We start from the raw sequence: 25788 nt of genomic DNA on the forward strand, positions 1-25788 counted from the left end.
GCCGGTCCTCACTGCTCAGGTGGGTGGTCATGCCCTCACCGGTCGTGCCCTCGCCGGTCATGCGGTCGTCACCGCGACCAGTGCTCCGGCGACCAGCACCGCGCCGCCGAGCATCCCCAGGGCGTAGCTGCGCACGAACCCGGTCTGCGCACGGCCCAACCGGGACGACGAGCCACCCAGGGCCGCTGCGGCGCCGTTGACCACGCCGTCCACCCCGCGGTTGTCCAGCCAGACCAGCGCCCGGGTCAGCCAGATGCCCGGCCGCATGACCAGGGCCTCGTTGACCGTGTCGGCGTAGAGCGCCCGGCGGGCGGCGGTGACCACCGGCGAGACCCGGGCCGGCGCCGTGGTGGGCACCTCCCGCCGGCCGACGAACAGCCAGGCGGCCAGCACGCCGACCGCCATCACCGCGGTGACCACCACGCCGACGACGGCGGGGGCGACCACGTGCGCGGCCTCGGCCGGCTCGCCGAACACCGGCTCCAGCCACTCGGCCAGCGGGAAGACCTGCACCAGCAGGAACCCGGCGGCCACCGACCCGACGGCCAGCACCACCATCGGTGCGGTCATCGTGGGCGGCGACTCGTGCGGGGAGACGCCCGGCGTCCAGCGGGCCTTGCCGAAGAAGGTCATCAGCATCAGCCGGGTCATGTAGAAGGCGGTGAGCCCCGCGCCCAGGACGGCGACCCCGCCGAGCACCCAGCCCGACCAGCCGCCGCGGTCCAGCGCCGCCTCGATGATCGCGTCCTTGGTCCAGTAGCCGGACAGGAACGGGAAGCCGATCAGCGCCAGGTAGCCCAGCCCGAAGGTGACGAAGGTGACCGGCAGCCGTTTGGCCAGTCCGCCGAACCGGCGCATGTCGACCTGGTCGTCCATCGCGTGCATCACCGAGCCGGCCCCGAGGAAGAGCCCGGCCTTGAAGAAGCCGTGGGTGAGCAGGTGCGCGATGCCCGCGGCGTAGCCGACCGGGCCCAGGCCCACGGCCAGGAACATGTAGCCGATCTGGCTGACCGTGGAGTAGGCCAGCACCTTCTTGATGTCGTCGTACGCGCAGCCGACGACAGCCCCGATCAGCAGGGTGACCGCGCCTACGGCCAGGACGACGGTGCGGGCGGTCGGCGTCTCGTCGTAGACCGGGGCGCTGCGGGCGATCAGGTAGACCCCGGCGGTGACCATGGTCGCGGCGTGGATCAGCGCCGACACCGGGGTCGGGCCCTCCATGGCGTCGGGCAGCCAGGCCTGCAGCGGGAACTGGCCGGACTTGCCGCAGGCGCCGAGCAGCAGGAGCAGGCCGATCGCGGTGACGGTGCCGCCGGCGAGCAGGCCGACCTCGCCGAAGACGCCGGCGTAGGACGTCGTGCCGAGCTGGGCGAACATCAGGAAGATCGCCAGGGCCAGGCCGACGTCCCCGACCCGGTTCATCAGGAAGGCCTTCTTGGCCGCCGTGGCGGCGGCCGGGCGGGTGTACCAGAAGGCGATGAGCAGGTAGGAGGCCAGCCCGACGCCCTCCCAGCCGACGTAGAGCGCCACGTAGCTGTTGCCCAGGACCAGCAGCAGCATCGCGGCGACGAAGAGGTTCAGGTAGGCGAAGAACCGGCGGCGGCCGGGGTCGTGCGCCATGTAGCCGATCGAGTAGACGTGGATCAGCGCGCCGACGCCGGTGATCAGCAGCATGAAGACCGCCGACAGCGGATCGATCAGCAGCCCGGCGGACACGTCCAGCCCGCCGGTGCGGATGAAGGTGAACAGGTCGACGCTCGCGGCGTGCCCGGGGCGGTCGCTCAGCTGCAGGGTGCACGCCACGGCCAGCACGAACGCGGCGACCACGGTTCCGGTGGCGAGCAGGTGCCCCCAGCGGTCGGTGCGCCGGCCACCGAGCAGCAGCACCGCGGCGCCGGCCAGCGGCAGCACGATCACCAGCCAGGCGACCGACAGCAGCCCGTCGACCGGCAGCGACGCAGGCACGACCTCGTTCACTCCTGGGTCCCCGATCCGCTCAGTACTTCAGCAGGTTGACGTCGTCGACCGAGGCCGAGCGGCGGGTGCGGTAGATCGACATGATGATGGCGAGGCCGACGACCACCTCGGCGGCGGCGACGACCATCACGAACAGTGCGATGACCTGGCCGTCGACGGTCCCGCTGGCCCGGGCGAAGGTGATCAGGGTCAGGTTCACCGAGTTGAGCATCAGCTCGATGCACATGAACACGACGATGGCGTTGCGCCGCACCAGGACGCCGACGGCACCGATGGTGAACAGGATCGCGGCCAGCACCAGGTAGTTCGTGATGGTCATCGGGGCGCGCCCTCTCCGCTGCCGGGGACCGGGCCGGTGGAGTCGCCGCCGATCGTGCCGAGCGCCGCGTCGGTGCCCCCGGCGTGCGGCAGCCCCTCCCGCTCGGCGCCGGTGCTGCCGGTGCGCGGCAGCTCGTCGACCCGCTGGGGCTCGATCCCGGTGGCGAAGCTGCTCGGCGCCAGGCCGCCGTCGGGCAGCCGGCCGGGCGCCGCGACGGAGTTGGCCCGCGCGTAGACGCCGGGCCCGGGCAGCGTCTGCGGCCGGTCGGTGAGGAACCGGGCGCGGGAACGCTCCTTCTGGCTGCGCCCGGCGCCGGGCTCCCGCTCGGTGTGGGTGAGCAGCAGCGCTCCCACAGCGGCCACGATGAGCAGCGCGCCGGTGACCTCGAAGGCCAGCACGAAGCGGCCGTAGAGCACGCCGGCGATCGCCTCGACGTTGCCGGCGGCCGCCCCGCCCTCGGTGCCCTGCACCGCCGCGAGCCCGGCCACCGGCAGGTCCTCGGTGGCCCGGGCGATGCCGGCCCCGACCAGGCCGGCGAAGCCGATGCCCAGGACCAGCGCCGCCACCCGCTGCCCGCGCAGCGTCTCGACCACCGAGTCCGAGCTCTCCCGGCCGACCAGCATGAGCACGAACAGGAAGAGGATCATGATCGCGCCGGTGTAGACGATGATCTGCGCCGCGCCGAGGAACGGCGCCTCCTGGACGACGTAGAAGACCCCCAGGCTGAGCATGGTGAGCACCAGCCACAGCGCCGAGTGGACGGCGTTGCGGGACAGCACCATCCCGAGCGCACCGGCCAGGGCGACCGGGCCGAGCACCCAGAAGACGATCGTCTCCCCGGTGCCGATGACCACCTCGGTGTCCGCAGCCGCGGCCATCAGGACGTTCACGCCCGCTCCCCGATCACCGGCTCGGCGCCCGACCCGGGCTGCGGCGCCCGCACGTAGTAGTCCTGCTCGTCCTCGCCCAGCCGCATCGGGTGCGGCGGCTGTTCCATCCCGGGCAGCAGCGGGGCCATCAGCTGCTCCTTGGTGTAGATCAGCGCCTGGCGGTCGTCGTCGGCGAGCTCGAAGTCGTTGCTCATCGTCAGCGACCGGGTCGGGCAGGCCTCGATGCACAGCCCGCAGAAGATGCAGCGCAGGTAGTTGATCTGGTAGACCGCGCCGTACCGCTCACCGGGGGAGAACCGGGCGTCCTCGGTGTTGTCCCCGCCCTCGACGTAGATGGCGTCGGCCGGGCAGGCCCAGGCGCACAGCTCGCAGCCCACGCACTTCTCCAGGCCGTCGGGGTGCCGGTTGAGCACGTGCCGGCCGTGGTAGCGCGGCTTGGTCTGCTTCGGGACCTCGGGATAGGACTCGGTGGTCACCTTCTTGAACATCGTGGCGAAGGTGACGCCGAAGCCCTGGGCCGGCCCGGGCAGCCAGCTGGACCGCTTGCCGGGGGCGGTGGTGGCCGGCGCAGCGGAGGACTGCCGGGCGATGGCCGTGCCCTCCCGCCGGGCCGGCTCGGCGCCCGACGTCGTCCCTGTGGCCGGCGGGGTGGGCTCAGACATCGTCGGTCTCCTCAGGCGTGGTCGAGCTGCTGCGCCGGCCGGTGCCGACCACGGTCCCGGCCCCGACGGACTCGCGGCTGCGCAGCCGCGGTGACGGCGGCACCACCAGGTCCATCGGGGGCACCGGGTACCCGCCGGGCGCCCGGTCCCGGCCCCGGGGGTCCAGCACCTGCGGTCCGGCCGGCGCCGGTCCACCGGCGGCGGCCTCGCGGGCGGCGACCCGGGTGTCCCGGTTGCGCATCCGGGAGGCCAGCAGCAGGCCACCCAGCAGCACCAGCGCGATCGGCACCCCGACGAAGACGGCGACCTGGCCGGCGTCCAGGTCGGTCTCGCGGGCGACGGCGCGCAGCGTCGCCACGACGAGGATCCAGACCAGCCCGACCGGGACCAGCACCTTCCAGCCGAAGCGCATGAACTGGTCGTAGCGGAGCCGGGGCAGCGTGCCGCGCAGCCAGACGAAGACGAACAGCGCGACGACGACCTTGGCGAAGAACCACAGCAGCGGCCACCAGCCGGTGTTGGCGCCGTCCCAGATCGAGATCGGCCACGGTGCGCGCCAGCCGCCGAGGAACAGCGTGGCGGCCAGCGCCGAGACGGTGACGATGTTGATGTACTCGGCCAGGAAGAACAGCGCGAACTTCAGCGACGAGTACTCGGTGTGGAAGCCGCCGACCAGCTCGCTCTCCGCCTCCGGGAGGTCGAAGGGCGCCCGGTTGGTCTCGCCCACCACGGCGATGACGTAGATGACGAAGGAGACCGGCAGCAGCACGGCGAACCAGCTGGGGCCGGTGAACTCGAGGCCGAAGAAGGACAGCTGGGTGCCGTCGGCCTGCGCGGCCACGATCTCCGAGGTCGACATCGAGCCGGCGTAGAGGAACACCGCGACGATCGACAGGCCCATCGCGATCTCGTAGCTGATCATCTGTGCGGCGCTGCGCAGCGAGCCGAGCAGCGGGTAGGTCGACCCGGACGCCCAGCCGCCGAGCACGATGCCGTAGACGCCCATCGCCGAGCAGGCCAGCACGATGAGCACCCCGATCGGGGAGTCGATGAGCTGCAGCGGCGTGCGCTCGCCGAAGATGCTGACCGTCGGGCCCAGCGGGATGACCGAGAAGGCCAGGAACGCCGGGATGGTGGCGATGACCGGCGCCAGGAAGTACACCGGCTTGTCGGCCAGCGCCGGCATGATGTCCTCCTTGAACGCCAGCTTCAGGCCGTCGGCGAGGCTCTGCAGGTAACCGCGCGGCCCGACCCGGTTGGGGCCGATCCGCTGCTGCATCCGGGCGACGACCTTGCGCTCGAAGACGATGGCGAACAGCGTCATCAGCACCAGCACCCCGAAGATGCCGACGATCTTGATGAGCACGATCCACCAGACGTCGGTGCCGAAGTCCTCCAGCGTCGGCTGGTCGGCGGCGGCGAGCACGCTCATGACCCCTCCCCCCGCAGGCTGGAGACCGACGTCGCTCCCGCAGGGGTGGGCAGAGCCCCTGCCGGCACCGGCGGCGGGCCGGCCAGCCGGACGACGGACCCCGGACCGGCACCGAGCTGGCTGCGCACCTCGCTGCCCGGGGAGCGCATCGGCAGCCAGACGACGCCGTCGGGCATGTCGACCAGCCGCACCGGCAGGGTGATCGCCCCGGCCGGGCCGGTGACGGTGAGCGGGTCGCCGTCGGCGACGCCCAGCCGGCGGGCGGTGTCCTTGCCCAGCCGGGCGGCCGGCGGGCGGGCGGTGCCGGCCAGTCCGGGCTCGTCGCGCTGCAGCGTGCCGACGTCGACCAGCTGCCGCCAGGAGGCGAGCACCGCCTCGTCCTCGGCGAGCTGCGGCAGCGGCGCCGGCTCGACGTCGACCGCGGGCACCTCTGGGGCGGAGGCCGCGCCGCCGAGGGCCACCAGCTCGGCCCGGACCTCGCTGATCGACCCCAGCCGCAGGTCCAGGTCCAGGTGCTCGGCGATGCCCTGCAGCACCCGGCCGTCGCTGAGCTGGCCGGTGCCGTGCAGCGTCGCGTCGAACGGGCGCACCCGACCCTCCCAGTCCAGGTAGGCGCCGGCCTTCTCCGGCGCGGCGGCGACCGGCAGGACGACGTCGGCGTGCGCGGTGACCGCGGAGGGGAACAGCTCCAGGCTGACCACGAACCCGGCCGCGGCCAGCGCCTGCTCGGCCAGCAGCGGGTCGGGCAGGTCGGCGGGGTCGACGCCGCCGACGAGCAGGCCGCCCAGTGCGCCGTCCCGGACGGCGGTGAGGATGCCGGTGAGGTCACGCCCGGGGGTGGCCGGGACGTCGGCTCCCCAGCGCTGGGCCACCGCGGCGCGGTCGGCGGCGCTGGCCACGGTGCGGCCGCCGGGCAGCAGCGTCGGCAGTGCACCGACCTCGACCGCGCCCCGCTCCCCCGCCCGGCGGGGCACCCAGCCGATCCGGGCGCCGGTCTCGGCGGCGAGCGCGGCCAGCGCGGTGAGGGCGCCGGGCACCTCGGCCAGCCGCTCGCCGGCCAGCACGACCGCGCCGGGCCGGAACAGCGCGGTGGCCACCTCGGCCAGGACGCCGTCCACCGGGTTGGCCGCGAGCTGCTGCAGCAGCCGGGTCTCCTGGCCGGGGACCGTCGGCAGCACGGTGGCCTGCAGCTTCTCCGCTGCCCGGGTGGCGAACGGGGCGACGTCGAACACCTGCAGGCCGGCGGTGCGGGTCGCCCGGCGCAGCCGCAGGAAGACGATCGGCGACTCCTCCTCCGGCTCGAAGCCGACCAGCAGCACCGCGGGTGCCGCCGACAGGTCGTCGTAGGTGACCGCGCCGGCGCCGGGGGCGGTGCCGGCCACGTGGGTGGTCAGGAAGGCCAGCTCCTCGGCGGAGTGCGCGCGGGCCCGGGCGTCGACGTCGTTGGTGCCCAGCGCGACCCGGGCGAAGGTGGCGTAGGCGTAGGCGTCCTCGACGGTGAGCCGGCCGCCCGGCAGGACGCCGACCCCGCCGGCCTGACGCGCCCGCCGGAGCCCCTCGGCCGCAGCGGCCCACGCCTCCGGCCAGGAGGCCGGCTGCAGCTCGCCGTCCCGGCGGACCAGCGGCGTCATCAGCCGCTCGTTGCTGCTGGCGTACCGGAAGGCGTAGCGGCCCTTGTCGCAGTTCCACTCCTGGTTGACCGCCGGGTCCTCGCCGGCCAGCCGACGGGTCACCGTGCCGCACCGGTAATCGGTGCGCTGGGCGCAGCCGCTGGCGCAGTGCTCGCAGACGCTGGGCTCGCTGCGCAGGTCGAACGGGCGGGCGCGGAACCGGTAGGTGGCGCTGGTGAGCGCGCCGACCGGGCAGATCTGGGTGGTGTTGCCGGAGAAGTAGGACTCGAACGGCTCGTCCTCGTAGATCGCCACCTGCTCCAGCGCGCCGCGCTCGAACAGCTCGATGAACGGGTCGCCGGCCACCTGCTGGCTGAACCGGGTGCACCGGGCGCACAGCACGCAGCGCTCGCGGTCCAGCAGCACCTGGGAGCTGATCGGCAGCGGCTTGGGGTAGGTGCGCTTGGTGTCGGTGAACCGGCTCTCGGCGCGACCGTTGCTCATCGCCTGGTTCTGCAGCGGGCACTCCCCGCCCTTGTCGCAGACCGGGCAGTCCAGCGGGTGGTTGACCAGCAGCAGCTCCATCGTGCCCTGCTGGGCCTTGTCCGCGACCGGGCTGCTCAGCTGGGTCTGCACCACCATGTCCGGGGCGACCGGCGTGGTGCAGGAGGCGACCGGCTTGCGCTGGCCCTCCACCTCCACCAGGCACTGCCGGCAGGCGCCGATCGGGTCGAGCAGCGGGTGGTCGCAGAACCGCGGGATCTGCACGCCGATCTGCTCGGCGGCCCGGATGATCAGCGTGCCCTTGGGCACCGCGACCGGGAAGCCGTCGATGGTGCAGTGCACGGCGTCCGGTGGGGTGTGCGGGCCGGGCATGCCCGGCGGCAGCGCTGGGGCGGGCTCGGGGACGGCGGGGGTGGTGGTCATCGGCCTGCTCCAACCGGCTCGAGCCGCAGCGACCGGCCCAGGCGGGCCTGCTCGTCGGCCGGCAGCAGCGCGACGTAGTCGTCCTTGAAGTACTTCAGCGAGCTGGCGATGCAGCTGGTGGCGCCGTCACCGAGGGCGCAGAACGACCGGCCCAGGATGTTGTCGCAGGTGTCGGTGAGCAGGTCCAGGTCGGCGGCCCGGCCCTGCCCGTGCACCAGTCGCTCCAGGATCTGGACCAGCCAGTAGGTGCCCTCCCGGCACGGGGTGCACTTGCCGCAGCTCTCGTGCGCGTAGAACTCGGTGAACCGCAGGGTGGCCTCGACGATCGAGTCGGTCTCGTCGAAGACCATCAGCGCGGTGGTGCCGAGCATCGAGCCGGCCTTCGCCACCGAGTCGAAGTCCAGCGGGACGTCGAGGTGCTCGGGGGTGAAGTACGGCGTGGAGCTGCCGCCCGGCGTCCAGAACTTGAGCTCGTGCCCGGGGCGCACGCCGCCGGCCATCTCCAGCAGCTCGCGCATCGTCGTCCCCATCGGGGCCTCGTACTGGCCGGGGCGCACCACCCGGCCGGAGAGGGAGTAGATCTTCGGGCCGGGCGACTTCTCCGGGCCCATCGTCGTGAACCACTCGGCGCCGCCGCGCACGACGTACGGCACGCTGGCCAGCGTCTCCACGTTGTTGATCACCGTCGGGGAGCCGTACAGCCCGGCGACGGCGGGGAACGGCGGCTTGAGCCGGGGCTGGCCGCGGTAGCCCTCCAGCGAGTCCAGCAGCGCCGTCTCCTCACCGCAGATGTAGGCACCGGCGCCGGCGTGCACGACCAGCTCCAGGTCGTAGCCCGAGCCGAGCACGTCGCTGCCGAGGTAACCCGCCGCGTAGGCCTCCTGGACGGCGGCCATCAGCCGGCGGTGGGCGTGCACCGCCTCGCCGCGGACGTAGATGACGGCGAACTGCGACCGGATCGCGTAGGCGGTGATGATCACCCCCTCCACCAGGGAGTGCGGGTCGGCCATCATCAGCGGCACGTCCTTGCAGGTGCCCGGCTCGCCCTCGTCGGCGTTGACCACCAGGTACTTCGGCGCCGCGGCCGGGCCGGTCGGGGTCTCCCCCGGCTTGGGCTGCGGGATGAAGCTCCACTTCATGCCGGTCGGGAACCCGGCGCCGCCGCGGCCGCGCAGGCCGGAGTCCTTGACCAGCGCGACGACGTCGTCCGGCGCCATCCCCAGCGCCGACCGGAGCGCCCGGTAGCCGTCGGTGCGCTCGTAGGTGTCCAGCGTCCACGACCGGGGTTCGGCGAACCGCGCGGTGAGCACAGGGGTCAGCGGCATCTCAGGCGTCCCGCTCTCTCGCGTCGCCGGCCACGGCCTGGGAGTGGCCGGCCGGGGTGTCGGTGCCCTCGCCGCCGCGCTCGGCCGGCTGCCGGCCGGCGGGCTCGGGGGCGTCGGGGTGGTGCTGGGCGGCGCCGGCCCGCTCGGCCGGGGTGTCGGCGGAGGCAACGGCGGTGTCCGCGGCCTGCTCGGAGTCGGTCTCCCCGCGGCCACCGGCCGGCTCGACGTCCGGCTCGGGGGCGACCTCCGGCTCGGGGTGCCGCATCGGCGGGGCCACCTCGCCGCGCTCGGCGGCCAGCCGCACCCCGACCAGCGTCGGCTCACCTGCCGACGGCGCGTCGATGGCGGCCCGCTCGGCAGCGAGGTCGGCGCGCTGGGAGAAGCCGGCGAGCTGGCGGGAGATGCCGCGGAAGTCGGTGAGCGGCGCGCCCCGGGTGGGCGGTGGCTTCTCCCCGCGGCGCAGCGCGGCGACCAGCTCCCGGGCCGAGTCGACGTCCTGCTGGTCGTAGAACTCGTAGTCGACGGTGACCACGGGGGCGTAGTCGCAGGCGGCCAGGCACTCGGCGTGCTCCAGGGTGACCGCGCCGTCGGCCGTGGTCTGGTCGTGGCCCACGCCGAGGTCGGCGGAGACGGCGTCGTAGATCCGCTGCCCTCCGAGGACGGCGCACAGCGTGTTGGTGCAGACGCTGACCAGGTGCCGGCCGGTGGGGTGCCGCTTGTACATCGTGTAGAAGGTCGCGACCGCGCCGACCTCGGCCTTGGTCAGCCCGAGCAGCCGGGCGCAGAAGCCGACGCCCTCCGGGGAGACGTAGCCCTGTACCGACTGGACCAGGTGCAGCATCGGCAGCAGGGCGGAGCGCGGTTGCGGGTAGCGGGCCATGACCTCGCGCGCTTCTGCCTCGGTCTGCGCGGTCAGCGGCGGCAGGTCCGGGGCGGCGGGCTCGACCGGGCTGGAGTCCAGCCCGGTGACCGCCGTCCCCTCGGCGGAGCCGGGAAGGGCACTCATCGGTCGACTCCCCCCATCACGGGGTCGATCGAGGCGATCGCGGCGATGACGTCGGCGATCATGCCGCCCTCGCTCATCGCCGCAGTGGCCTGCAGGTTCACGAAGCTGGGGTCGCGGACGTGCACCCGGAACGGGCGGGTCCCGCCGTCGCTGACCACGTGGTAGCCGAGCTCCCCGCGGGGGGACTCGATCGCCGTGTAGACCTGGCCGGCCGGCACCCGGAAGCCCTCGGTGACCAGCTTGAAGTGGTGGATCAGGGCCTCCATCGACTGGCCCATGATGTGCCGGACGTGGTCCAGGGAGTTGCCCATGCCGTCGGCGCCGAGGGACAGCTGGGCGGGCCAGGCGATCTTCTTGTCCTCGACCATCACCGGGCCGGGCTCCAGCCGGTCCAGCGCCTGACCGATGATCTTGATGGACTCGGTGATCTCGCCCATCCGCACCAGGTAGCGGCCCCACGCGTCGCAGGTGTCGGCCGTCGGCACCTCGAAGTCGTAGGTCTCGTAGCCCAGGTAGGGCTCGACCTTGCGCATGTCCCAGGGCAGCCCGGCCGCACGGAGCACCGGGCCGGTGACGCCGAGGGCCACGCAACCGGTGAGGTCGAGGTAGCCGACGTCCTTGAGCCGGCGCTGCCAGATCGGCTGGCCGGTGAGCAGCCGGTGGGTGCCCGCGACCCGCTCGGGCAGGACGGCGAGCAGCTCCCGCACGGACTCGACGGCGCCCTCGGGGAGGTCCTGCGCCAGGCCGCCGGGGCGGACGTAGGCGTGGTTCATCCGCAGCCCGGTGATCTCCTCGAGCACGTCGAGGACCAGCTCCCGCTCCCGGAAGCCGTTGGTCATGCCGGTGAGCGCGCCCATCTCCATGCCGAAGGTGGCCAGCGCGACCAGGTGCGAGGCGATCCGGTTGAGCTCCATCACCAGCACCCGGATGGTCTGCGCGCGCTGCGGCACCTCGATGCCCAGCAGCTTCTCCACGGCCAGGCAGTAGGCGGTCTCGTTGAACAGCGGGGCCAGGTAGTCCATCCGCGTGACCAGGGTCGTGCCCTGGGTCCAGGTGCGGTACTCGGTGGTCTTCTCGATGCCGGTGTGCAGGTAGCCGATGACGACGCGGGCCTGGGTGACCGTCTCGCCCTCGAGGTCGAGCACCAGCCGGAGCACCCCGTGGGTCGAGGGGTGCTGCGGGCCCATGTTGACGACGAGCCGTTCGTCGTCGTGGGTGTCGGCGCCGAAGGTCTGGTCCCAGTCGCCGCCGGTGACCGTGTAGACCCGGCCCTCGGTCGTCGCCCGTGAACCTGCGTACGGGTCCTGGGTGGTCGTCACTGTGTCTTCGCCTCGACTCTGGTCTCGTTCCGCTCCTCGGTCGCTGGCGCTCCCTGCGATGCTCGCTCGGCCGTCGTCATCGGTAGCTCCGGCGCTCGTCGGGCGGGGGGATCTGGGCGCCCTTGTACTCGACCGGGACGCCGCCGAGCGGGTAGTCCTTGCGCTGGGGGTGGCCTTCCCAGTCGTCGGGCATGAGGATCCGGGTCAGCGCCGGGTGGCCGTCGAAGACGACGCCGAACATGTCCCAGGCCTCCCGCTCGTGCCAGTCCGCCGTCGGGTAGACGGAGGTGACCGAGGGGACGTGCGGGTCCTCGGCCGTCACGGCCACCTCCAGCCGGATCCGGCGGCGGTAGGTCATCGAGGTCAGGTGGTAGGCGACGTGCAGCCGGGGCCGGCCGGGCCCCGCGGCCGGGCCACCGCTGTCGGCGTAGTCGACGCCGGAGACGCTGCTGCACAGCTCGAAGCGGAGCGCCTCGTCGTCCCGCAGTGCCTGGACCAGGGTGAGCAGGTGCTCGCGGGCGAGGAAGTACGTGATCTCGCCCCGGTCGACCAGGACCCGGTGCACGGCAGCGGTGTACGTAGCCTCGCCGACCGCGTCGGTCAGCGCGTCGGTGACCTCGTCGAACCAGCCGCCGTAGGGCCGCTCGGTGGAGTGCAGCGCGACGGCGCCACCGGGCTCGACCCGGACGAGACCGCCGAACCCGGAGGTGTCGCCGCTGCCGGTGACCCCGAAGGCGCCCTTGCGGAAGCCCCCGCCGGGGGCGGTCGCGGCGCCGAAACCGGCCTCGTCGCTCACCGGTCGGCTCCGGGCAAGGCGACGGCGTTGCCTCCGCGCTGCTCGATCGCGAACTGACCGGTGCGACCGTCGGCAGCGGCCTGCTCGTAGGCCCGGCGCGCAGCCGGGTCGGCCCGGACGCTGGAGGGCATCGCGAGGTGCAGCTCCGGCGCCGTGCCGTTCGCGCGGGCGGCGGCCTGCTCGCGGGCGCGCTTGGCGCCCAGCGGCTGGTGCTGGATCTTGTGGTGCAGCTTGAGGATCGCGTCGGTGAGCATCTCCGGCCGCGGCGGGCAGCCGGGCAGGTACATGTCCACCGGGACGATGTGGTCGACGCCCTGCACGATCGCGTAGTTGTTGAACATGCCGCCGGAGCTGGCGCAGACGCCCATGGCGAGCACGTAGCGCGGCTCGGGCATCTGGTCGTAGATCTGCCGCAGGACCGGCGCCATCTTCTGGCTGACCCGCCCCGCCACGATCATCAGGTCGGCCTGGCGCGGGGAGGCGCGGAAGACCTCCATGCCGAAGCGGGCCAGGTCGTAGCGGCCCGCACCCGAGGCCATCATCTCGATCGCGCAGCAGGCCAGGCCGAACGTGGCCGGCCACAGCGAGGACTTGCGGGTCCAGTTGACCAGCTTCTCCACGCTGGTCAGCAGGACGCCGCTGGGCAGCTTCTCCTCCAGCCCCATGTCAGCGCCCCCTCTCCGTGGTCGGTGTGGTGTGAGTCAGTCCCACTCCAGCCCCCCGCGGCGCCACTCGTAGGCGAAGGCGATGAAGACCGTGCCGATGAAGACGGCCATCGCGCCGAGACCCCACAGGCCCAGCGCGTCGTTGGCGACCGCCCACGGGTAGAGGAAGACGATCTCGATGTCGAAGACGATGAACAACATCGCGGTCAGGAAGTACTTGATCGGGATCCGGCCGCCGGTGAGCGGCTGGTCGACCGGCTCGATGCCGCACTCGTAGGCCTGCACCTTCGCGCGGTTGTAGCGGCGCGGGCCGATGAAGGGCGCGGCGGTCACCGAGAAGAGCGCGAAGCCCGCGGCGAGCACGAAGAGGCCGACGAGCGGCACGTAGTTCGACAGCATCAGCGGTGGCTCACCCCCTCGGCGGTGGGCGCAGCGGCGATCGCTGCGGCACCCGCGTCGGGTGTGCACCTCGTCGTGCAGACCACGGAGACGACCTCCACTCGGCCCCGGGACACCCGGGGCGGCGCTTGTGAACTACTTCACAAAGTCGAGCGGTCGAAGCCTATCCATGCAACGCACCGGAACGCCAGGACCCCCGGTGACCGAGTTCACACCGGGGGTCCTGATGCCGTGCTGAGCTGGGACGTCAGGTCACAGCGGGCCGGGGCCGGGGGCCGGCGGCGGGGCGGTCGGGTCGGTGGGGCCAGGGGTCGGGACCGGCGCCGGGGACGGCGGGGACACCGGGTCGGTCGGCGACGGGGACGGCGAGGGCGGCTGGGGCGCGGGAGTGGTCATGCCGACCCTCGTGCCCGGTGCCACACCGCGGAAACCGGCGCACCCTCCGCCCACGGCGAACCGCCCGAGCGCCGGCAAGGCCACCTGGAGACGCGGCCCGCCACGCGGACTGTCACTCCCTATAGTGCGCAGCCCAGGCGTCGCGAACCTCGTCGTCAATCCCATCGTAGATGGACGGACGCAGCCGCACATAGGTCTTGAACATCTCGTTCCTGAACCTTACGAGTCCGCGCTTTTGGAACGAGGGGACAAAGAGAATGGAACCATAGTCGAGCGTACACAAGTGTGCCCGGTATGTTGATCCGCCATTCACCTTTAGTCGATTGAGAATTTTATAGACCTCACCGGTCGGGATATCCACCTCGCGCCAGTTGGCGAAAGCCCTTAGCGTCTTTTCTCTATTAACAGAGTCTCTTACTGCCATTTGGTAGGTGTCAGCAAACTGCTGCGCGAACCTGTTCTCCACTATTCCGGAGACGGCGCGCCGCACATCCAGGGCTGAAACGAGCTTGATATTGCGTTCATCTGCATCGACCACAGCCTGCTGTCCGATAACGTGCGTAAACCAGGGAAAACCAGCGGCCATCTTAGCCAAGTGAAGGATGGCCTCTTGCGAGAACGCCATATCTATACCGTTCTCCTGCAGGAACTGCTGCGCCTTCAGTACGATCTGACCAAGCTCCGCCTCCTCCATCAGTGGGACCTTCACCGGCATAAGGCGGCGTTCGAGCGACTGGTGGTCCGCCAGGAGATCCGTCACATGGTCCGCAATCCCCACCAGTACGAACTTCAAATCTTCGCTGGATGCAGCCTTGAGAAAGCTGGCCAGGCCAGCAGTATTCTCCATGCGGTCTAGCTCATCTATAATGAAAAGCACTCGCTGTCCAGTGGCGTTCGTTAGCAACTCACACAGCTGAAGCAGCTTCTCTTCAAGGTTCAGGTCTTGATAAGATAAACGCTGAGATTCAGTTTGATACTTTCTTGTACTCTCCAGCTCCACCATTTTCAGAGTGAGCTTCTTGCGTGTCGTACGGTCGATTAGCTGGGTGGCAGCGTCGCCTGATGTGGATGCAATGTTGTCGACACTCTCAGCAGAATTGACGAGCGCCTGAAGAAGGTCACTGAAAGTCTTGGTAGCGTCGGTGCAGGTCACATAGAACACCAGGTAGAAGTCGTCGGCAGACAAGGCCAATCGTTCAGCCTTGAGGTGCGCAAGTAGCTCTAGGTTGCCCATAGCGATGAGCCTCAGTTGCAGGGCGAGACTGGACTTCCCTAAACCTCGGTCGCCATAAATCAGTGGCGTCGATCCGATGGCATGGAGAGAGTCCGCCAACTCACGCACTTGCTTGCTGCGGCCCGCGAAACGCTCCGGGTCGTCGAGCTCCGCGGCCGGCCGAAACGCATTCTTTAGGGCAGCTCTGTTGCTTGTCACGACACCCCTCTTGGCTTCCCCTCTACGGGGAGCACTGGAAACCTCAGCTGCGCCACGCGGCGGGCCATGACTGACTCTGCGGTCCGGGATGCCAGTCCGCGTCACGCCACGCCGAGAGGAGTCCCTGGCTATTGACGAGACTGGTGCAGTTCGGGGCGCCGCCGTCCTGGTAGGCGCAGACGTCGTGTAGGTCGCGGCACGAGCGGCAGGTCCGCGGCAGCCGGGATGCCGACTGGTCCCGGCTTACCGCACCCGTCCGCCCCACCGCCCGCCTGGTGGGCACACCCGCCTGTAACGCACCTGGCGCGTTGCTTGGCAGACGACGCAGCGGACCAAGGGGCTCAGAAGGACGGTCGCATTAGATGACGGGCCGAAGGTCGCTCTCTTCGTCATTTAGATACTCTTGCAGCTTCTCGCGCCGCCGCGCCGCCCACTCAATGTGGGCGCGTACAGCGAACACGGCCGGCCCGCGACCCGACTTCCTCGCCAAGTACAGCAGCACCGCCGGAAGCCACAATCCACCCACGATGAGCAACCCCACCTGCATCCTGCCCTCGTACGATGGGACCGATACCGCGACTGCTGTGAATGTTGCAGTCAAGCCGACGAGAGACGCAGCCCTCAGCAGCCGAGAGATCAAGAGGTCGACTGTTGACGTACCGCGCTTGCTTTTCCAGACCCCACTGGTGAGACCGACTACGACGGTCACGAGCAGGGCTACGACACCTGTCCCGTAGAGAAGTCGAACAGGCCACGGCAAAGCGTAAGGGCTTGCAGTTCCAGATATGTACTGCCAGCCTACGATTAGTGCGGACACCGAAATTCCGATGATTCCCGCGAAGGAAGCCCGGGCTACACCTATCGGCAGGCGGGACGCCTTTAGCCGCCGAGACGCCCAGTCGCTCGAGTTCAGTTCTTTGAGGCTCCGTCGGGTTTGGACTCGGTCGTACGTCTCCTGCCCGGCATACCTAGTGATCGCTGCAGACAAGGCGACGGCCAGCAAGGCTACGAAAGATAGGATAGTCACTGCGCCAGCGCGACCCACCGACTCGCGACTAAACCACTGAGTGGAAGCCACGGCCAATGCCAACGCCGCGGTAAAGACCGCGACGACGACGGCTATCTGTGCCCAGGCGAAGGCCCCGGCGTACGACTTGACATCATCTCGTAGAGACATCGCCGGCGCGCCTACGGCCAGCGCAATGCTCAAGGTCGCCTCCACCGCCAAAAGTGCCAGAACGACGTCCGTGGCGGTACTCATGGGTATTTTCGAATCGTCAACCAGTTCGCGCCACCTGACATCACTACCCACTGGCAATGCCTCTGGATTGTCGATAGCCTGAAAAATGAGCAAAATGACGAGAGCCAACAGCACTGTTGCGGATGCTCGCCATCGAGCTGTCTGATAGGTCGAGCTCGCATGCAGCGCGAATCGATCGTCCGCTACCCATGGACCCGGCTTGGGACCATCGTCCTGGTCTACGTCGGCGGCACGGGCGGCGCTGCCCGAGGTCTCCGCAATGGCTCGCCGTTCACCAACGAGCAGCCGAAGAGCGAGCCATCCCAATACGAGCCGCCACATGAGAGTCCTTCCCGAGGCGGCAGCGCCTCGTGCGTCTGCCCTCGTTCACTCGATCCACCGCCCCAAAACCTCAATCTCCATAGAAGGCCTAGGCCGTCGATGCGATGACTTGAGCAATGCTCACTCAGGACTAGCGGCGGGTGCCGCGGTGCAGGGCGACGACGCCGCCGGTGAGGTCGCGCCACTCGACGCCGCCCCACCCGGCGGCCTGCAGCCAGCGCGCCAGCTCCGGCTGCGGCGGCCACGCCCGGATCGACTCGGCCAGGTAGACGTAGGCCTCGGGGTTGCTGCTCACCGCGCGGGCGATCTGCGGCAGCGCGCGCATCAGGTACTCGGTGTAGACGGTGCGGAACGGCCGCCACACCGGGCTGGAGAACTCGCAGACCACCAGCGTGCCGCCGGGCCGGGTCACCCGGGCGAACTCACGCAGCGCCGCCTGCGGGTCGGCCACGTTGCGCAGCCCGAAGGAGATGACCACGCCGTCCACGCTCTGGTCTGCCAGCGGCAGCGCCATCGCGTCGCCGGCCACCTTGGGCACCGGACGGGATGCCCCGGCCCGCAGCATCCCCTGGGAGAAGTCGCAGGCGATCGCGTGCACCCCGCCGGCGGCGAGCTCCACGGTGGAGACCGCGGTGCCGGCGGCGACGTCCAGCACGGTGGAGCCGGGGCGGGCGCCGAGCGCCTCGCGGGTGGCCCGCCGCCAGCCGGCGTCCAGGCCACCGGAGAGCACGGTGTTGGTCAGGTCGTACCGACCGGCGACCCGGTCGAACATCGCCGCGACCTCGGCCGGGCGCTTGTCCAGCCCGGCCCGCACCCCCGCCGCCTCAGGTCCTCCACCGGTCGCCACGTCGGCGACGCTACCTGCGCCCCTCCTACGCTGGAGCGGTGACCACGGCAGCCGTCAGCACCACCGCGGGCAAGGCCGCCGTCACCACCACCCCGCTCGGCGCCCGCCGCACCCCGCTGCTCACCCTGCTCCCCCGGGACGGCGCGCTGGCCTGGGTGCGCCGCGGCGAGGGCCTGGTCGCCTGGGGCGAGGCCGACCGGCTGGAGGTCTCCGGGCCCGGCGCGCTGGCCGAGGCCACCGCCTGGTGGGCCGACCGGTGCGCCCGCACCGTCATCGACGACCCGCTCGGCGTGCCCGGCTCCGGCCCGGTCGTCTTCGGCTCGATCGCCTTCGACACCGTCGCCGGCACGTCGGTCTTCGTCGTCCCGGAGGTGGTGGTCGGCCGGCGCGACGGGCAGACCTGGGTGACCGTCACCGGGGACGCCGACGACCACCACGCCGTGGTGGAGACCTCACCGCAGCACGCCGCCACCTCGATCGGCCGGCTCGCCTACGCCGACGGCGCCCTGGACCCGATGGCCTGGTGCGGCGCCGTGGCCACCGCGGTCGCCCGGATCGGCGCCGGCGAGCTGGACAAGGTGGTGCTGGCCCGCGACCTGCTGGTCACCGCCGACCGCCCGCTGGACCCCCGGCGGCTGCTGCTCCGGCTGGCCGAGCGGTTCCCCGACACCTGGACCTTCGCCGTCGACGGCCTGCTCGGCGCGACCCCCGAGCTGCTGCTGCGCCGCACCGGCCGCGACATCGACTCCCGGGTGCTGGCCGGCACCGCCCCCCGCGGCGCCGGCGCCGAGGACGACCGGCTGGCCGCCGACCTGGCCGCCTCGGCCAAGGACCACGCCGAGCACGCCTACGCCGTCGACTCCCTGGCCGACGCGCTGCGCCCGCACGTCGACGAGCTCGTGGTGCCCGACCGGCCGGAGGTGCTCACCCTGCCCAACGTGCGGCACCTGGCCACCGACGTCCGCGGCCGCCAGCGGGACGACGACGCCGCCGGGCTGCTCGAGCTGGTCGGCGCCGTGCACCCGACCGCCGCGGTCTGCGGCAGCCCCCGGGCTACGGCCGCCCGGGTGATCGGCGAGCTGGAGGGGATGGACCGCGGGCGGTACGCCGGGCCGGTGGGCTGGCTGGACTCCCGCGGCGACGGCGAGTTCGGCCTGGCCCTGCGCTGCGCGGAGCTGACCGGCGCCGAGGGCGGCCGGCAGGCCCGGCTGTTCGCCGGCTGCGGGATCGTCGCCGGCTCCGACCCGATCGCCGAGCTCGCCGAGACCCAGGCCAAGTTCGCCGCCTTCCAGGCCGCACTGGAGGACTGAGCCACCTCCCCCGGACGGGGGGCACCGACCGGCGGATGACCCGGTCAGGTGAAGACATCGCCCCGATGTTCCGAAACGCTCCAGGTCAGCATCATCGATCGGGGGACGCAGGACATGGGCAGCTGGACGGCGCACCACCGCGGCAGGGCTCTCGCCGCCGCGTGGCTGCTGCTCGCCGCCGTCCTGGTGTCCCTGGTCGTCGTGACCGACGGGACGACGTTCGCCGCGGTCACCTACCAGGTCGTCACCGTCGGGGCTGCGGTCGCCGCCTGGATCGGCGTCCGGCGCCGCTCGGCCGGCCGCGTCGGCCGCTGGTTCGCCGCCGCCGTCACCCTCAACGCCGTCGGAGACGTGGTCTGGCAGGTGCAGTCCTGGGTCACCGGCAGCGCACCGGACGTCTCGCTCGGCGACCCGGCCTACCTCGCCTCCTACGTCGCCCTGGGCATCGCGCTCACCCTGTACGCCCGGGACGACGACGCAGGCGATCGGGCGCGGTTCCACTCGCTGCTCGACGGCGCCGCCGTGCTCGTGGTGGCCCTCCTCGTCGTCTGGCAGAGCTCGGTGCAGTCGACCCTGACCGACGCCGCCCTGCCCCTGGTCACCAAGGTCGCCTGGGCGGCGTACCCGGTGCTGGACGCGGTGGCCCTCGGGCTCGTCGTCCGCGGGGTGGTGCTGCGCTCGCAGCTCACCCGGCCCGCCCTGCTGCTGGGCCTCGGCACGGCGGCCTGGCTGGGCTCGGACATGGCGTGGCTGCTGCTGGCCTCCGCGGAGACCGTCAGCGGCTGGCTGGACGCCGGCTGGCTGGTCGGGGCGGTCCTGCTGGCGACCGTGCCGTGGGCGTCGCAGCAGGGCCCCGCGGGGCGGGCACGGGAGTCCTCGGACTCGGTCGTCGGTCGGGTCCGGATGGTCCTGGCGTTCCTGCCGCTGCTGGTCCCCGGCGTGTTCGAGGTCCGGGCGTGGCTGACCGGCACCGACATCGACCCGCTCCCCGGCCTGCTCGCCACCTTCACGCTGACCGCACTGATGGTCGTCCGCGCCCAGCGGCTGCTCTCCGACAGCGCCCGGGCCCGGGCGCTGGTGGACTCCCAGGCCCGGCGGTTCGAGGCACTGGCCGTCAACTCCTCGGACGCCGTGGTGGTCGTCGACCTCGCCGGCCGGCTCACCGCAGACTCCACCACGCTCACCGACATGCTCGGCCGGCCGGCATCCGCCGGGTGCTCGCTGCCCGACCTGCTGGGCGGGCTGGGCATCGACCCGGCCGACGTGCGCGCGGTGCTGGACCGGGCCGGCTCCGTGCCGGGTGAGCCGGTGGAGGTGGAGCTGCGCGGCGGACACCCCCGCGGCGGGGTGGTGTGGCTGGGCGGCCGGGCCGTGGACCTGCTCACCGACCCCGACGTCGGCGGGATCGTGGTCGGCGTCTACGACATCACCGCCCGCAAGGAGGCCGAGCAGGAGCTGGCCCACCAGGCGTTCTTCGACGGCCTGACCGGGCTGGCCAACCGCTCGCTGTTCCTGGACCACACCGAGCAGGCACTGCGCCGGGCCGGGCGCAACGGCACCGCGCCGATCGTGCTGTGCCTGGACCTGGACGGGTTCAAGGACGTCAACGACAGCCTCGGCCACCTGGCCGGCGACGAGCTGCTGCGCACGGTGGCCGGCCGGCTGCTCGGCGTGGTCCGGGCCGCGGACACCGTGTCCCGGCTGGGCGGCGACGAGTTCGCCGTCCTCGTCGACGACACCCGCGGCGGGCTGCCGGCCGCCGCCTCGCTGGCCGAGCGACTGCTGCAGGTGATCGGCGAGCCGGTCGACCTGGGCGGTCACCGGGTGACCGTCGGCGCCAGCATCGGCATCGTCGCCGCCGAGCCGGAGGCCACCCCGCTGTCGCTGTTCCGGGACGCCGACATCGCCATGTACCGGGCCAAGGCCGCCGGCCGCGCCACCTGGGTGGTCTTCGACCCGGAGATGCGCGCCGCCGCCCTGGAGCGGATCGAGCTGGAGCGGGAGCTGGGCGGGGCGCTGGCCGCCGGCCAGCTGCGGCTGGTCTACCAGCCGGTCGTGGACCTGCAGACCGAGCGGGTCGTCGGGTTCGAGGCGCTGCTGCGCTGGCAGCACCCCACGCTCGGCGCGATCGGGCCGGACCGGTTCGTCCCGGTCGCCGAGGACTCCGGGCACATCGTGCCGATCGGCCGCTGGGTGCTGGCCGAGGCCACCCGCACCGCCGCCCGGTGGCAGCGCGCCCACCCCGGGTCGCCGCCGCTGTCGATGGCGGTCAACGTCTCCGCCCGGCAGCTGGCCGGCGGCACGCTGGTCGAGCAGGTCGCCGAGGCGCTGACCGCCAGTGGCATCACGCCGTCCTCGCTGGTGCTGGAGGTGACCGAGACCGCGCTGGTCACCGACCCGGACGCGGTGGCCGAACGGCTGGCGGAGCTGCGCGCCCTGGGCACCCGGCTGGCGCTGGACGACTTCGGCACCGGCTACTCGTCGCTGAGCTACCTGCGCCAGTTCGACGTGGACGTGCTCAAGATCGACCGGTCGTTCGTGAGCCTGCTCGACGAGGCCGGCGCGGACGCCGCGATCGTGCACGGCCTGGTCCAGCTGGGCCGGACGCTGGGGCTGGAGGTCGTCGCCGAGGGCGTGGAGACCGGCGCCCAGCGCGACCTGCTGCGCGCCGAGCGCTGCGACCTGGCCCAGGGCTGGCTGTTCGCCAAGCCGCTGGAGGCCGCGGAGGCCGAGCAGCTGCTGCTGTCCCAGGCCACCCCGGCGACCGACCTGCGTCCGCTCGCCCAGAGCTAGGGCTGCAGCTCGGCCAGCGCCGCTGCGGCAGCCTCGCGCAACCGCACCGCCAGGGCCGCCTCGGCCGCGGCGTCGGTGCGGACGACGACCACCCGCGGGCCGCCCGCGCCCAGGGCCGCCACCAGCTGCGCGGCGTCGCTCACCGCGGTCGCCGCCCAGCCCAGCGACCGGGCCACCGCGACCAGGTCCCGGCCGTGCGGCGTGCCGAACACCCGCTGGTAGCTGGCCGCGTACTGCGGCTGCCCCGGCTCCAGCTGGGCGAAGATGCCGCCCCCGTCGTTGTCCGGGACGACGACGGTGAGGTCCGGCCGCGGCTCACCGGAGCCGGGCAGCAACCCGGTCAGGTCGTGCAGGAACGTCAGGTCGCCCATCAGCGCGAACGCCGGGCCACCGCCGGCGCCCTGGTGGGCCAGCGCCGCACCGACCGCGGTGGAGATCGTGCCGTCGATCCCGGCGACGCCCCGGTTGGCCAGCACGGTCAGCCCCGGCCGCGGGACGGCGAGCCGGTCGACGTCGCGCACCGGCGTGGAGGAGCCGAGCACCAGCAGCGCCCCGGCGGGCAGCGTGGCGACCAGGTCGCGGGCCAGCCGCGCGGCGGTCAGCCCGCGGCCGACGTGCTCGTCGAGCTCGGCGTCCACCGCCCGGCCCACCTTCGCGGCCGCCTCGGACCAGGCCGCGGCCCAGCCCCCGGCGACGGAGCCGGCAGCCGGCCGCGGGCCCACCTCGCGCAGCGCCAGCCCCGGGTCGAGCTGGGCGCTGCCGACCACGGTGCTGCCACGACCCGGGTCGGCCCAGCGCGGCGTCGGACCGTAGGTCTCCACGCTCACCGCCGGGTCGCCCAGCAGCGCGTTGACCGGCCGGGACAGCGTCGGCCGGCCGACCACCACCACCCGGTCGGGGCGGTGCGCGGCCAGCCAGTCGGCCGCGCCCAGCAGCAGCGACGGCCCGCGCAGCGCACCGGCCGCACCCCAGGCGCCGCTGCTCGGCTCGGCCAGCACCGGCCAGCCGCGCTGGTCGGCGACGACCGCCGCGGCCCGCCCGACCGCCGACGGCGCATCGCCGGCGACCAGCAGCGTGCGGGCGCTCCCGGCCGGGCCGGCACCGGTCAGCGGGGCGCTGCGCCGTCCGCTGCCGTCGGTGACCGCCGTGGTCCACGGCGCGCCGTCCGGCCGGCCGGCGAACTCACCCGCGGGCAGCGCCGGCCGGGTGCCGGGCGCGGCGTCGGTGGGCATCAGCGGCTCGCGCAGGGCCAGGTTGAGGTGCACCGGGCCCGGGTCGCCGGACAGCTCACCACGGGCGACCACCAGCGCCTTGGCGACCACCGAGCGCCAGTACCGGTTCTGCGCGACCTCCCGGCCGGGCTCGGGCACCCCGACGTCCAGCGCCCAGCGCACCGCGCCGCCGTAGAGGCCGACCTGGTCGATCGTCTGGTTCGCGCCGGTGGCCCGCAGCTCCGGCGGCCGGTCGGCGGTCAGCGCGAGCAGCGGCACCCCGCTCTCGTGCGCCTCCAGCACCGCCGCGTGCAGGTGCGCGGTCGCCGTCCCGGAGGTGGTGAGCACCGGCACCGGCCGGCCACCGGACTTGGCCAGCCCGAGCGCCAGGAAGGACGCCGTCCGCTCGTCGATCCGCACGTGCAGCCGCAGCCGGCCGGCGACCTCGGCGTCGGCGAGGGCCAGCGCCACCGGGGCCGAGCGCGAACCGGGTGCGACGACCGCGTCGGTGACGCCGCCGCGGACCAGCTCGTCGACCAGCACCCGGGCGAAGGCGGTGCTCGGGTTCACCGGGCCTGCACCTCCGCCAGCCGGGCCCGCCAGCGCTGCTCGGTGGCCGGGTCGGCCGCGACCTCGGCCAGCCGGTCGGGCACCGGGCGCACCACCGGCAGGGCGCCGTCGACCGGCAGCAGCGGCTCGCTGGTCACGTCGCCGGTGAACAGCGCCACGGTGGCCAGCCCGCAGGCGAACGGCAGCTCCGGCAGCGCCGCGGCCAGCGCGACGCCGGCGGCGATCCCCACCGAGCTCTCCAGTGCCGAGGAGACCACGCAGGGCAGCCCGTGCGCCTCGGCCACCGCCAGCGCCGCCCGCACCCCGCCCAGCGGCTGCACCTTGAGCACCACGACGTCGGCGGCCTCGCGCAGGTCGACCCGCAGCGGGTCGGCGGCGCGGCGGACCACCTCGTCGGCGGCGATCCGGACGTCGACCCGCCGGCGCACCGCGGCCAGCTCCTCGACGGTCGCGCAGGGCTGCTCGACGTACTCCAGGCCCACCCGGTCCAGCGCGGTGATCCGGGCCACGGCGGTGTCGACGTCCCAGGCGGTGTTCGCGTCCACCCGGATCGCGCCGTCCGGCCCGAGCGCGTCGCGCACCGCCTCCACCCGCGCCTCGTCCTCGGCGTCGGACTGCCCGGGCTCGGCGACCTTCACCTTCGCGGTGCGGCAGCCCGAGGCGGTCACGATCGCGTGCGCCTGCGCCGGCCCCACCGCCGGCACGGTCACGTTCACCGGCACCGCCGCGCGCACCGGGTCCGGCCAGCCGAGGACCGCCGCCTCGTGCGCGCTGCGCCACCAGCGGCGGCTCTCGACGGCGTCGTAGTCCCAGAACGGGGAGAACTCGCCCCAGCCGGCCGGGCCCTGCACCAGCACGCCGTCGCGGACGTCGAGGCCGCGGAAGCGGGTGCGCATCGGCACCGACCAGACGTGCGCCGCCAGCGGGTCGGCGGGGTCGGACGGGGCGGTGACCACGGAGGACAGCCTAGGCGGGCGCCCGGCGAACACCCGGCCACGCTGCTGGTGCACCGGGCGGACGCCGCCTAGCGTGCAGTCCGCGCCGTCCGGCGCCCGAGAACCCGGAGGTCACCGTGGCCCACTCGACGGCCCCACGGACCGTCCCCGCCGACCGCACCCCCCGCGGTCCCGGGCTGCCGGTCCGCTGCGGCGTGCGTGGGTGCGGGTGCGAGGACCCGCGGCAGCTGCTCAACGCCGCGAACGCGGTCACCGTCGTCCGGACGGTCGCCTCGCTGGCACTGGTGGCCACCGCCGCCGTCCAGCACTCCTGGCCCTGGCTGCTCGCCGGCTACCTCACCTACTGGATCGGCGACTCCGCCGACGGCAACATCGCCCGCTGGCGGGACCAGGAGACCCGGTTCGGCGCCGTCTTCGACGTGGTCTGCGACCGGATCAACTGCGTGAGCTGCGCCATCGTGTTCCTCCAGTTCGTCGACGCGCCCTGGCCGATCGCGGTCTTCCTGTTCCAGTTCGTGGTGGTCGACCTGCCGCTGACGCTGCTGCCGATGCGCTGGCCGGTGCTGTCGCCGAACTACTTCTTCCTGATCGACCGGCTCGCCTACACGCTCAACTGGCACGTGGTCGCGAAGGTCACCAACACCACCCTGCTGATCACCCTGCTGGTCGTGCTGCCCGACCAGCAGTGGGTGGCCCTGGTCGCCGCCTCGACCGTGCTGGTGATCAAGATCTGGTCGTTGGGCCGGGTGCTGCGCCTGCAGGTCCCGAAGGACATCCCGCACGTGCCGCAGGGCGCCGCCACCAGTGCCTGACGCCGGCACGATCGGCCTGATCGCGCTCGGCCTGGTGGTCGGCGCGGTCTCCGCCGTCACCCCCTTCCTGCCGGTCGAGGCCTACGTGATCGGCCTGGCGGTCGCCCAGTCACCGACCGTCGCGGTCGCCGGCGCCGTCGCCGCGGCGATCGGCCAGACGGTGGGCAAGGTGGTGCTCTTCACCGCCGCCCGCGGGGCGGCCACCTCCCGGTGGTCGCAGAAGCTGCGCGACCGGGGCGCCAAGGAGGCCGCGGAGATCGCCGCCGCCGAGGAGGCCGGGGAACCGCCGCCGGGTGGGCCGGTGAAGCGGGCGCTACGGCCGGTGGGCCGCTGGCTGAAGCGGGTCAACGCCCTGGGCATCCGGCTGCTCTCCGGCCGCTGGGGCCCCGGCGTGGTGCTGCTCAGCGGGTCGGTCGGCATCCCGCCGCTGCTGGCGATCGCCTTCTACGCGGGCACCTCGAAGATGAGCCTGCGGACGTTCGTCGTCGCCTGCCTGGCCGGCCGCACCATCAGGTTCGTCGTCCTCGCCCTGGTGCCCGACCTGTTCTGAGC

20 protein-coding genes and 1 pseudogene are annotated in these 25788 nt (G+C 72.7%); 4 read left to right on the plus strand and 17 right to left on the minus strand.

The genetic code is table 11. The annotated features are described in order from the left end of the window. Positions 1-57: 57 nt before the first annotated feature. The 15 genes and pseudogenes from nuoL to Q1A09_RS05525 form a co-directional block, all read right to left on the minus strand. Positions 58-1965, minus strand: a complete 1908-nt coding sequence (gene nuoL / locus Q1A09_RS05455) for an NADH-quinone oxidoreductase subunit L (protein WP_299952446.1) — start codon at positions 1963-1965, stop codon at positions 58-60. Between the two features lie 31 nt (positions 1966-1996). Then, positions 1997-2296 carry an NADH-quinone oxidoreductase subunit NuoK gene (gene nuoK / locus Q1A09_RS05460; RefSeq protein ID WP_299952447.1) on the minus strand — a complete coding sequence of 100 codons (300 nt, stop codon included), beginning with the start codon at positions 2294-2296 and terminating at the stop codon, positions 1997-1999. Further along, entirely contained in the window at positions 2293-3186 is an 894-nt protein-coding gene (locus Q1A09_RS05465; RefSeq protein ID WP_299952448.1) for an NADH-quinone oxidoreductase subunit J, read from the minus strand. The genes nuoK and Q1A09_RS05465 overlap by 4 nt, the downstream gene beginning before the upstream one ends. Next, positions 3183-3848: an NADH-quinone oxidoreductase subunit NuoI gene (gene nuoI, locus Q1A09_RS05470; RefSeq protein WP_299952449.1), complete on the minus strand. Its 666-nt coding sequence runs from the start codon at positions 3846-3848 to the stop codon at positions 3183-3185. The genes Q1A09_RS05465 and nuoI overlap by 4 nt, the downstream gene beginning before the upstream one ends. Then, positions 3841-5280 carry an NADH-quinone oxidoreductase subunit NuoH gene (gene nuoH / locus Q1A09_RS05475; RefSeq protein ID WP_299952450.1) on the minus strand — a complete coding sequence of 480 codons (1440 nt, stop codon included), beginning with the start codon at positions 5278-5280 and terminating at the stop codon, positions 3841-3843. Before nuoH ends, nuoI begins: the two co-directional genes overlap by 8 nt. Further along, complete coding sequence (locus tag Q1A09_RS05480) at positions 5277-7817, minus strand: NADH-quinone oxidoreductase subunit G (RefSeq protein WP_299952451.1); 2541 nt, start codon at positions 7815-7817, stop codon at positions 5277-5279. The genes nuoH and Q1A09_RS05480 overlap by 4 nt, the downstream gene beginning before the upstream one ends. Continuing rightward, on the minus strand, positions 7814-9142 hold the full coding sequence (gene nuoF / locus Q1A09_RS05485; RefSeq protein WP_299952452.1) for an NADH-quinone oxidoreductase subunit NuoF: 1329 nt from the start codon (positions 9140-9142) through the stop codon (positions 7814-7816). Before nuoF ends, Q1A09_RS05480 begins: the two co-directional genes overlap by 4 nt. A 1-nt stretch (position 9143) precedes the next feature. Beyond that, complete coding sequence (gene nuoE, locus Q1A09_RS05490) at positions 9144-10148, minus strand: NADH-quinone oxidoreductase subunit NuoE (RefSeq protein WP_299952453.1); 1005 nt, start codon at positions 10146-10148, stop codon at positions 9144-9146. Beyond that, entirely contained in the window at positions 10145-11467 is a 1323-nt protein-coding gene (locus Q1A09_RS05495) for an NADH-quinone oxidoreductase subunit D (protein ID WP_299952454.1), read from the minus strand. Before Q1A09_RS05495 ends, nuoE begins: the two co-directional genes overlap by 4 nt. A 76-nt stretch (positions 11468-11543) precedes the next feature. After that, positions 11544-12263, minus strand: coding sequence for an NADH-quinone oxidoreductase subunit C (locus tag Q1A09_RS05500; RefSeq protein ID WP_299952455.1), 720 nt, complete (start codon positions 12261-12263; stop codon positions 11544-11546). Positions 12264-12475: 212 nt separating this feature from the next. Further along, positions 12476-12928, minus strand: a pseudogene (locus Q1A09_RS05505) (NADH-quinone oxidoreductase subunit B family protein); the annotation flags it as partial. A 36-nt stretch (positions 12929-12964) separates the two neighbouring features. Then, entirely contained in the window at positions 12965-13324 is a 360-nt protein-coding gene (locus Q1A09_RS05510) for an NADH-quinone oxidoreductase subunit A (RefSeq protein ID WP_299952604.1), read from the minus strand. 511 nt (positions 13325-13835) lie between these two features. After that, complete coding sequence (locus Q1A09_RS05515) at positions 13836-15155, minus strand: AAA family ATPase (RefSeq protein WP_299952456.1); 1320 nt, start codon at positions 15153-15155, stop codon at positions 13836-13838. A gap of 358 nt (positions 15156-15513) precedes the next feature. Further along, positions 15514-16530 (minus strand): hypothetical protein, encoded by a 1017-nt coding sequence (locus Q1A09_RS05520; RefSeq protein WP_299952457.1) that lies wholly within the window; start codon positions 16528-16530, stop codon positions 15514-15516. A gap of 337 nt (positions 16531-16867) precedes the next feature. Further along, the gene (locus Q1A09_RS05525) at positions 16868-17584 is read right to left on the minus strand and encodes a demethylmenaquinone methyltransferase (protein ID WP_299952458.1); all 717 of its coding nucleotides are present in this window, start codon (positions 17582-17584) and stop codon (positions 16868-16870) included. A 38-nt stretch (positions 17585-17622) separates the two neighbouring features. Between Q1A09_RS05525 and Q1A09_RS05530 the strand changes: the two genes are divergently transcribed. After that, positions 17623-18894: an isochorismate synthase MenF gene (locus tag Q1A09_RS05530; protein ID WP_299952459.1), complete on the plus strand. Its 1272-nt coding sequence runs from the start codon at positions 17623-17625 to the stop codon at positions 18892-18894. Between the two features lie 114 nt (positions 18895-19008). Next, positions 19009-21687, plus strand: coding sequence for a bifunctional diguanylate cyclase/phosphodiesterase (locus Q1A09_RS05535; RefSeq protein WP_299952460.1), 2679 nt, complete (start codon positions 19009-19011; stop codon positions 21685-21687). Here the strand turns inward: Q1A09_RS05535 and menD are convergent. Both menD and Q1A09_RS05545 read right to left on the minus strand, forming a co-directional pair. Further along, positions 21684-23468 carry a 2-succinyl-5-enolpyruvyl-6-hydroxy-3-cyclohexene-1-carboxylic-acid synthase gene (gene menD / locus Q1A09_RS05540; RefSeq protein WP_299952461.1) on the minus strand — a complete coding sequence of 595 codons (1785 nt, stop codon included), beginning with the start codon at positions 23466-23468 and terminating at the stop codon, positions 21684-21686. The two genes, Q1A09_RS05535 and menD, sit on opposite strands and share 4 nt — an antisense overlap. Then, on the minus strand, positions 23465-24424 hold the full coding sequence (locus Q1A09_RS05545; RefSeq protein ID WP_299952462.1) for an o-succinylbenzoate synthase: 960 nt from the start codon (positions 24422-24424) through the stop codon (positions 23465-23467). Before Q1A09_RS05545 ends, menD begins: the two co-directional genes overlap by 4 nt. Positions 24425-24540: 116 nt before the next feature. Between Q1A09_RS05545 and Q1A09_RS05550 the strand changes: the two genes are divergently transcribed. After that, positions 24541-25236 carry a CDP-alcohol phosphatidyltransferase family protein gene (locus tag Q1A09_RS05550; protein ID WP_299952463.1) on the plus strand — a complete coding sequence of 232 codons (696 nt, stop codon included), beginning with the start codon at positions 24541-24543 and terminating at the stop codon, positions 25234-25236. Continuing rightward, on the plus strand, positions 25229-25786 hold the full coding sequence (locus tag Q1A09_RS05555; protein WP_299952464.1) for a hypothetical protein: 558 nt from the start codon (positions 25229-25231) through the stop codon (positions 25784-25786). Before Q1A09_RS05550 ends, Q1A09_RS05555 begins: the two co-directional genes overlap by 8 nt. The last annotated feature ends 2 nt before the right edge of the window (positions 25787-25788 follow it).

The sequence above is a fragment of the uncultured Modestobacter sp. genome (assembly GCF_947486615.1).
Taxonomy (GTDB): Bacteria; Actinomycetota; Actinomycetes; order Mycobacteriales; family Geodermatophilaceae; genus Modestobacter.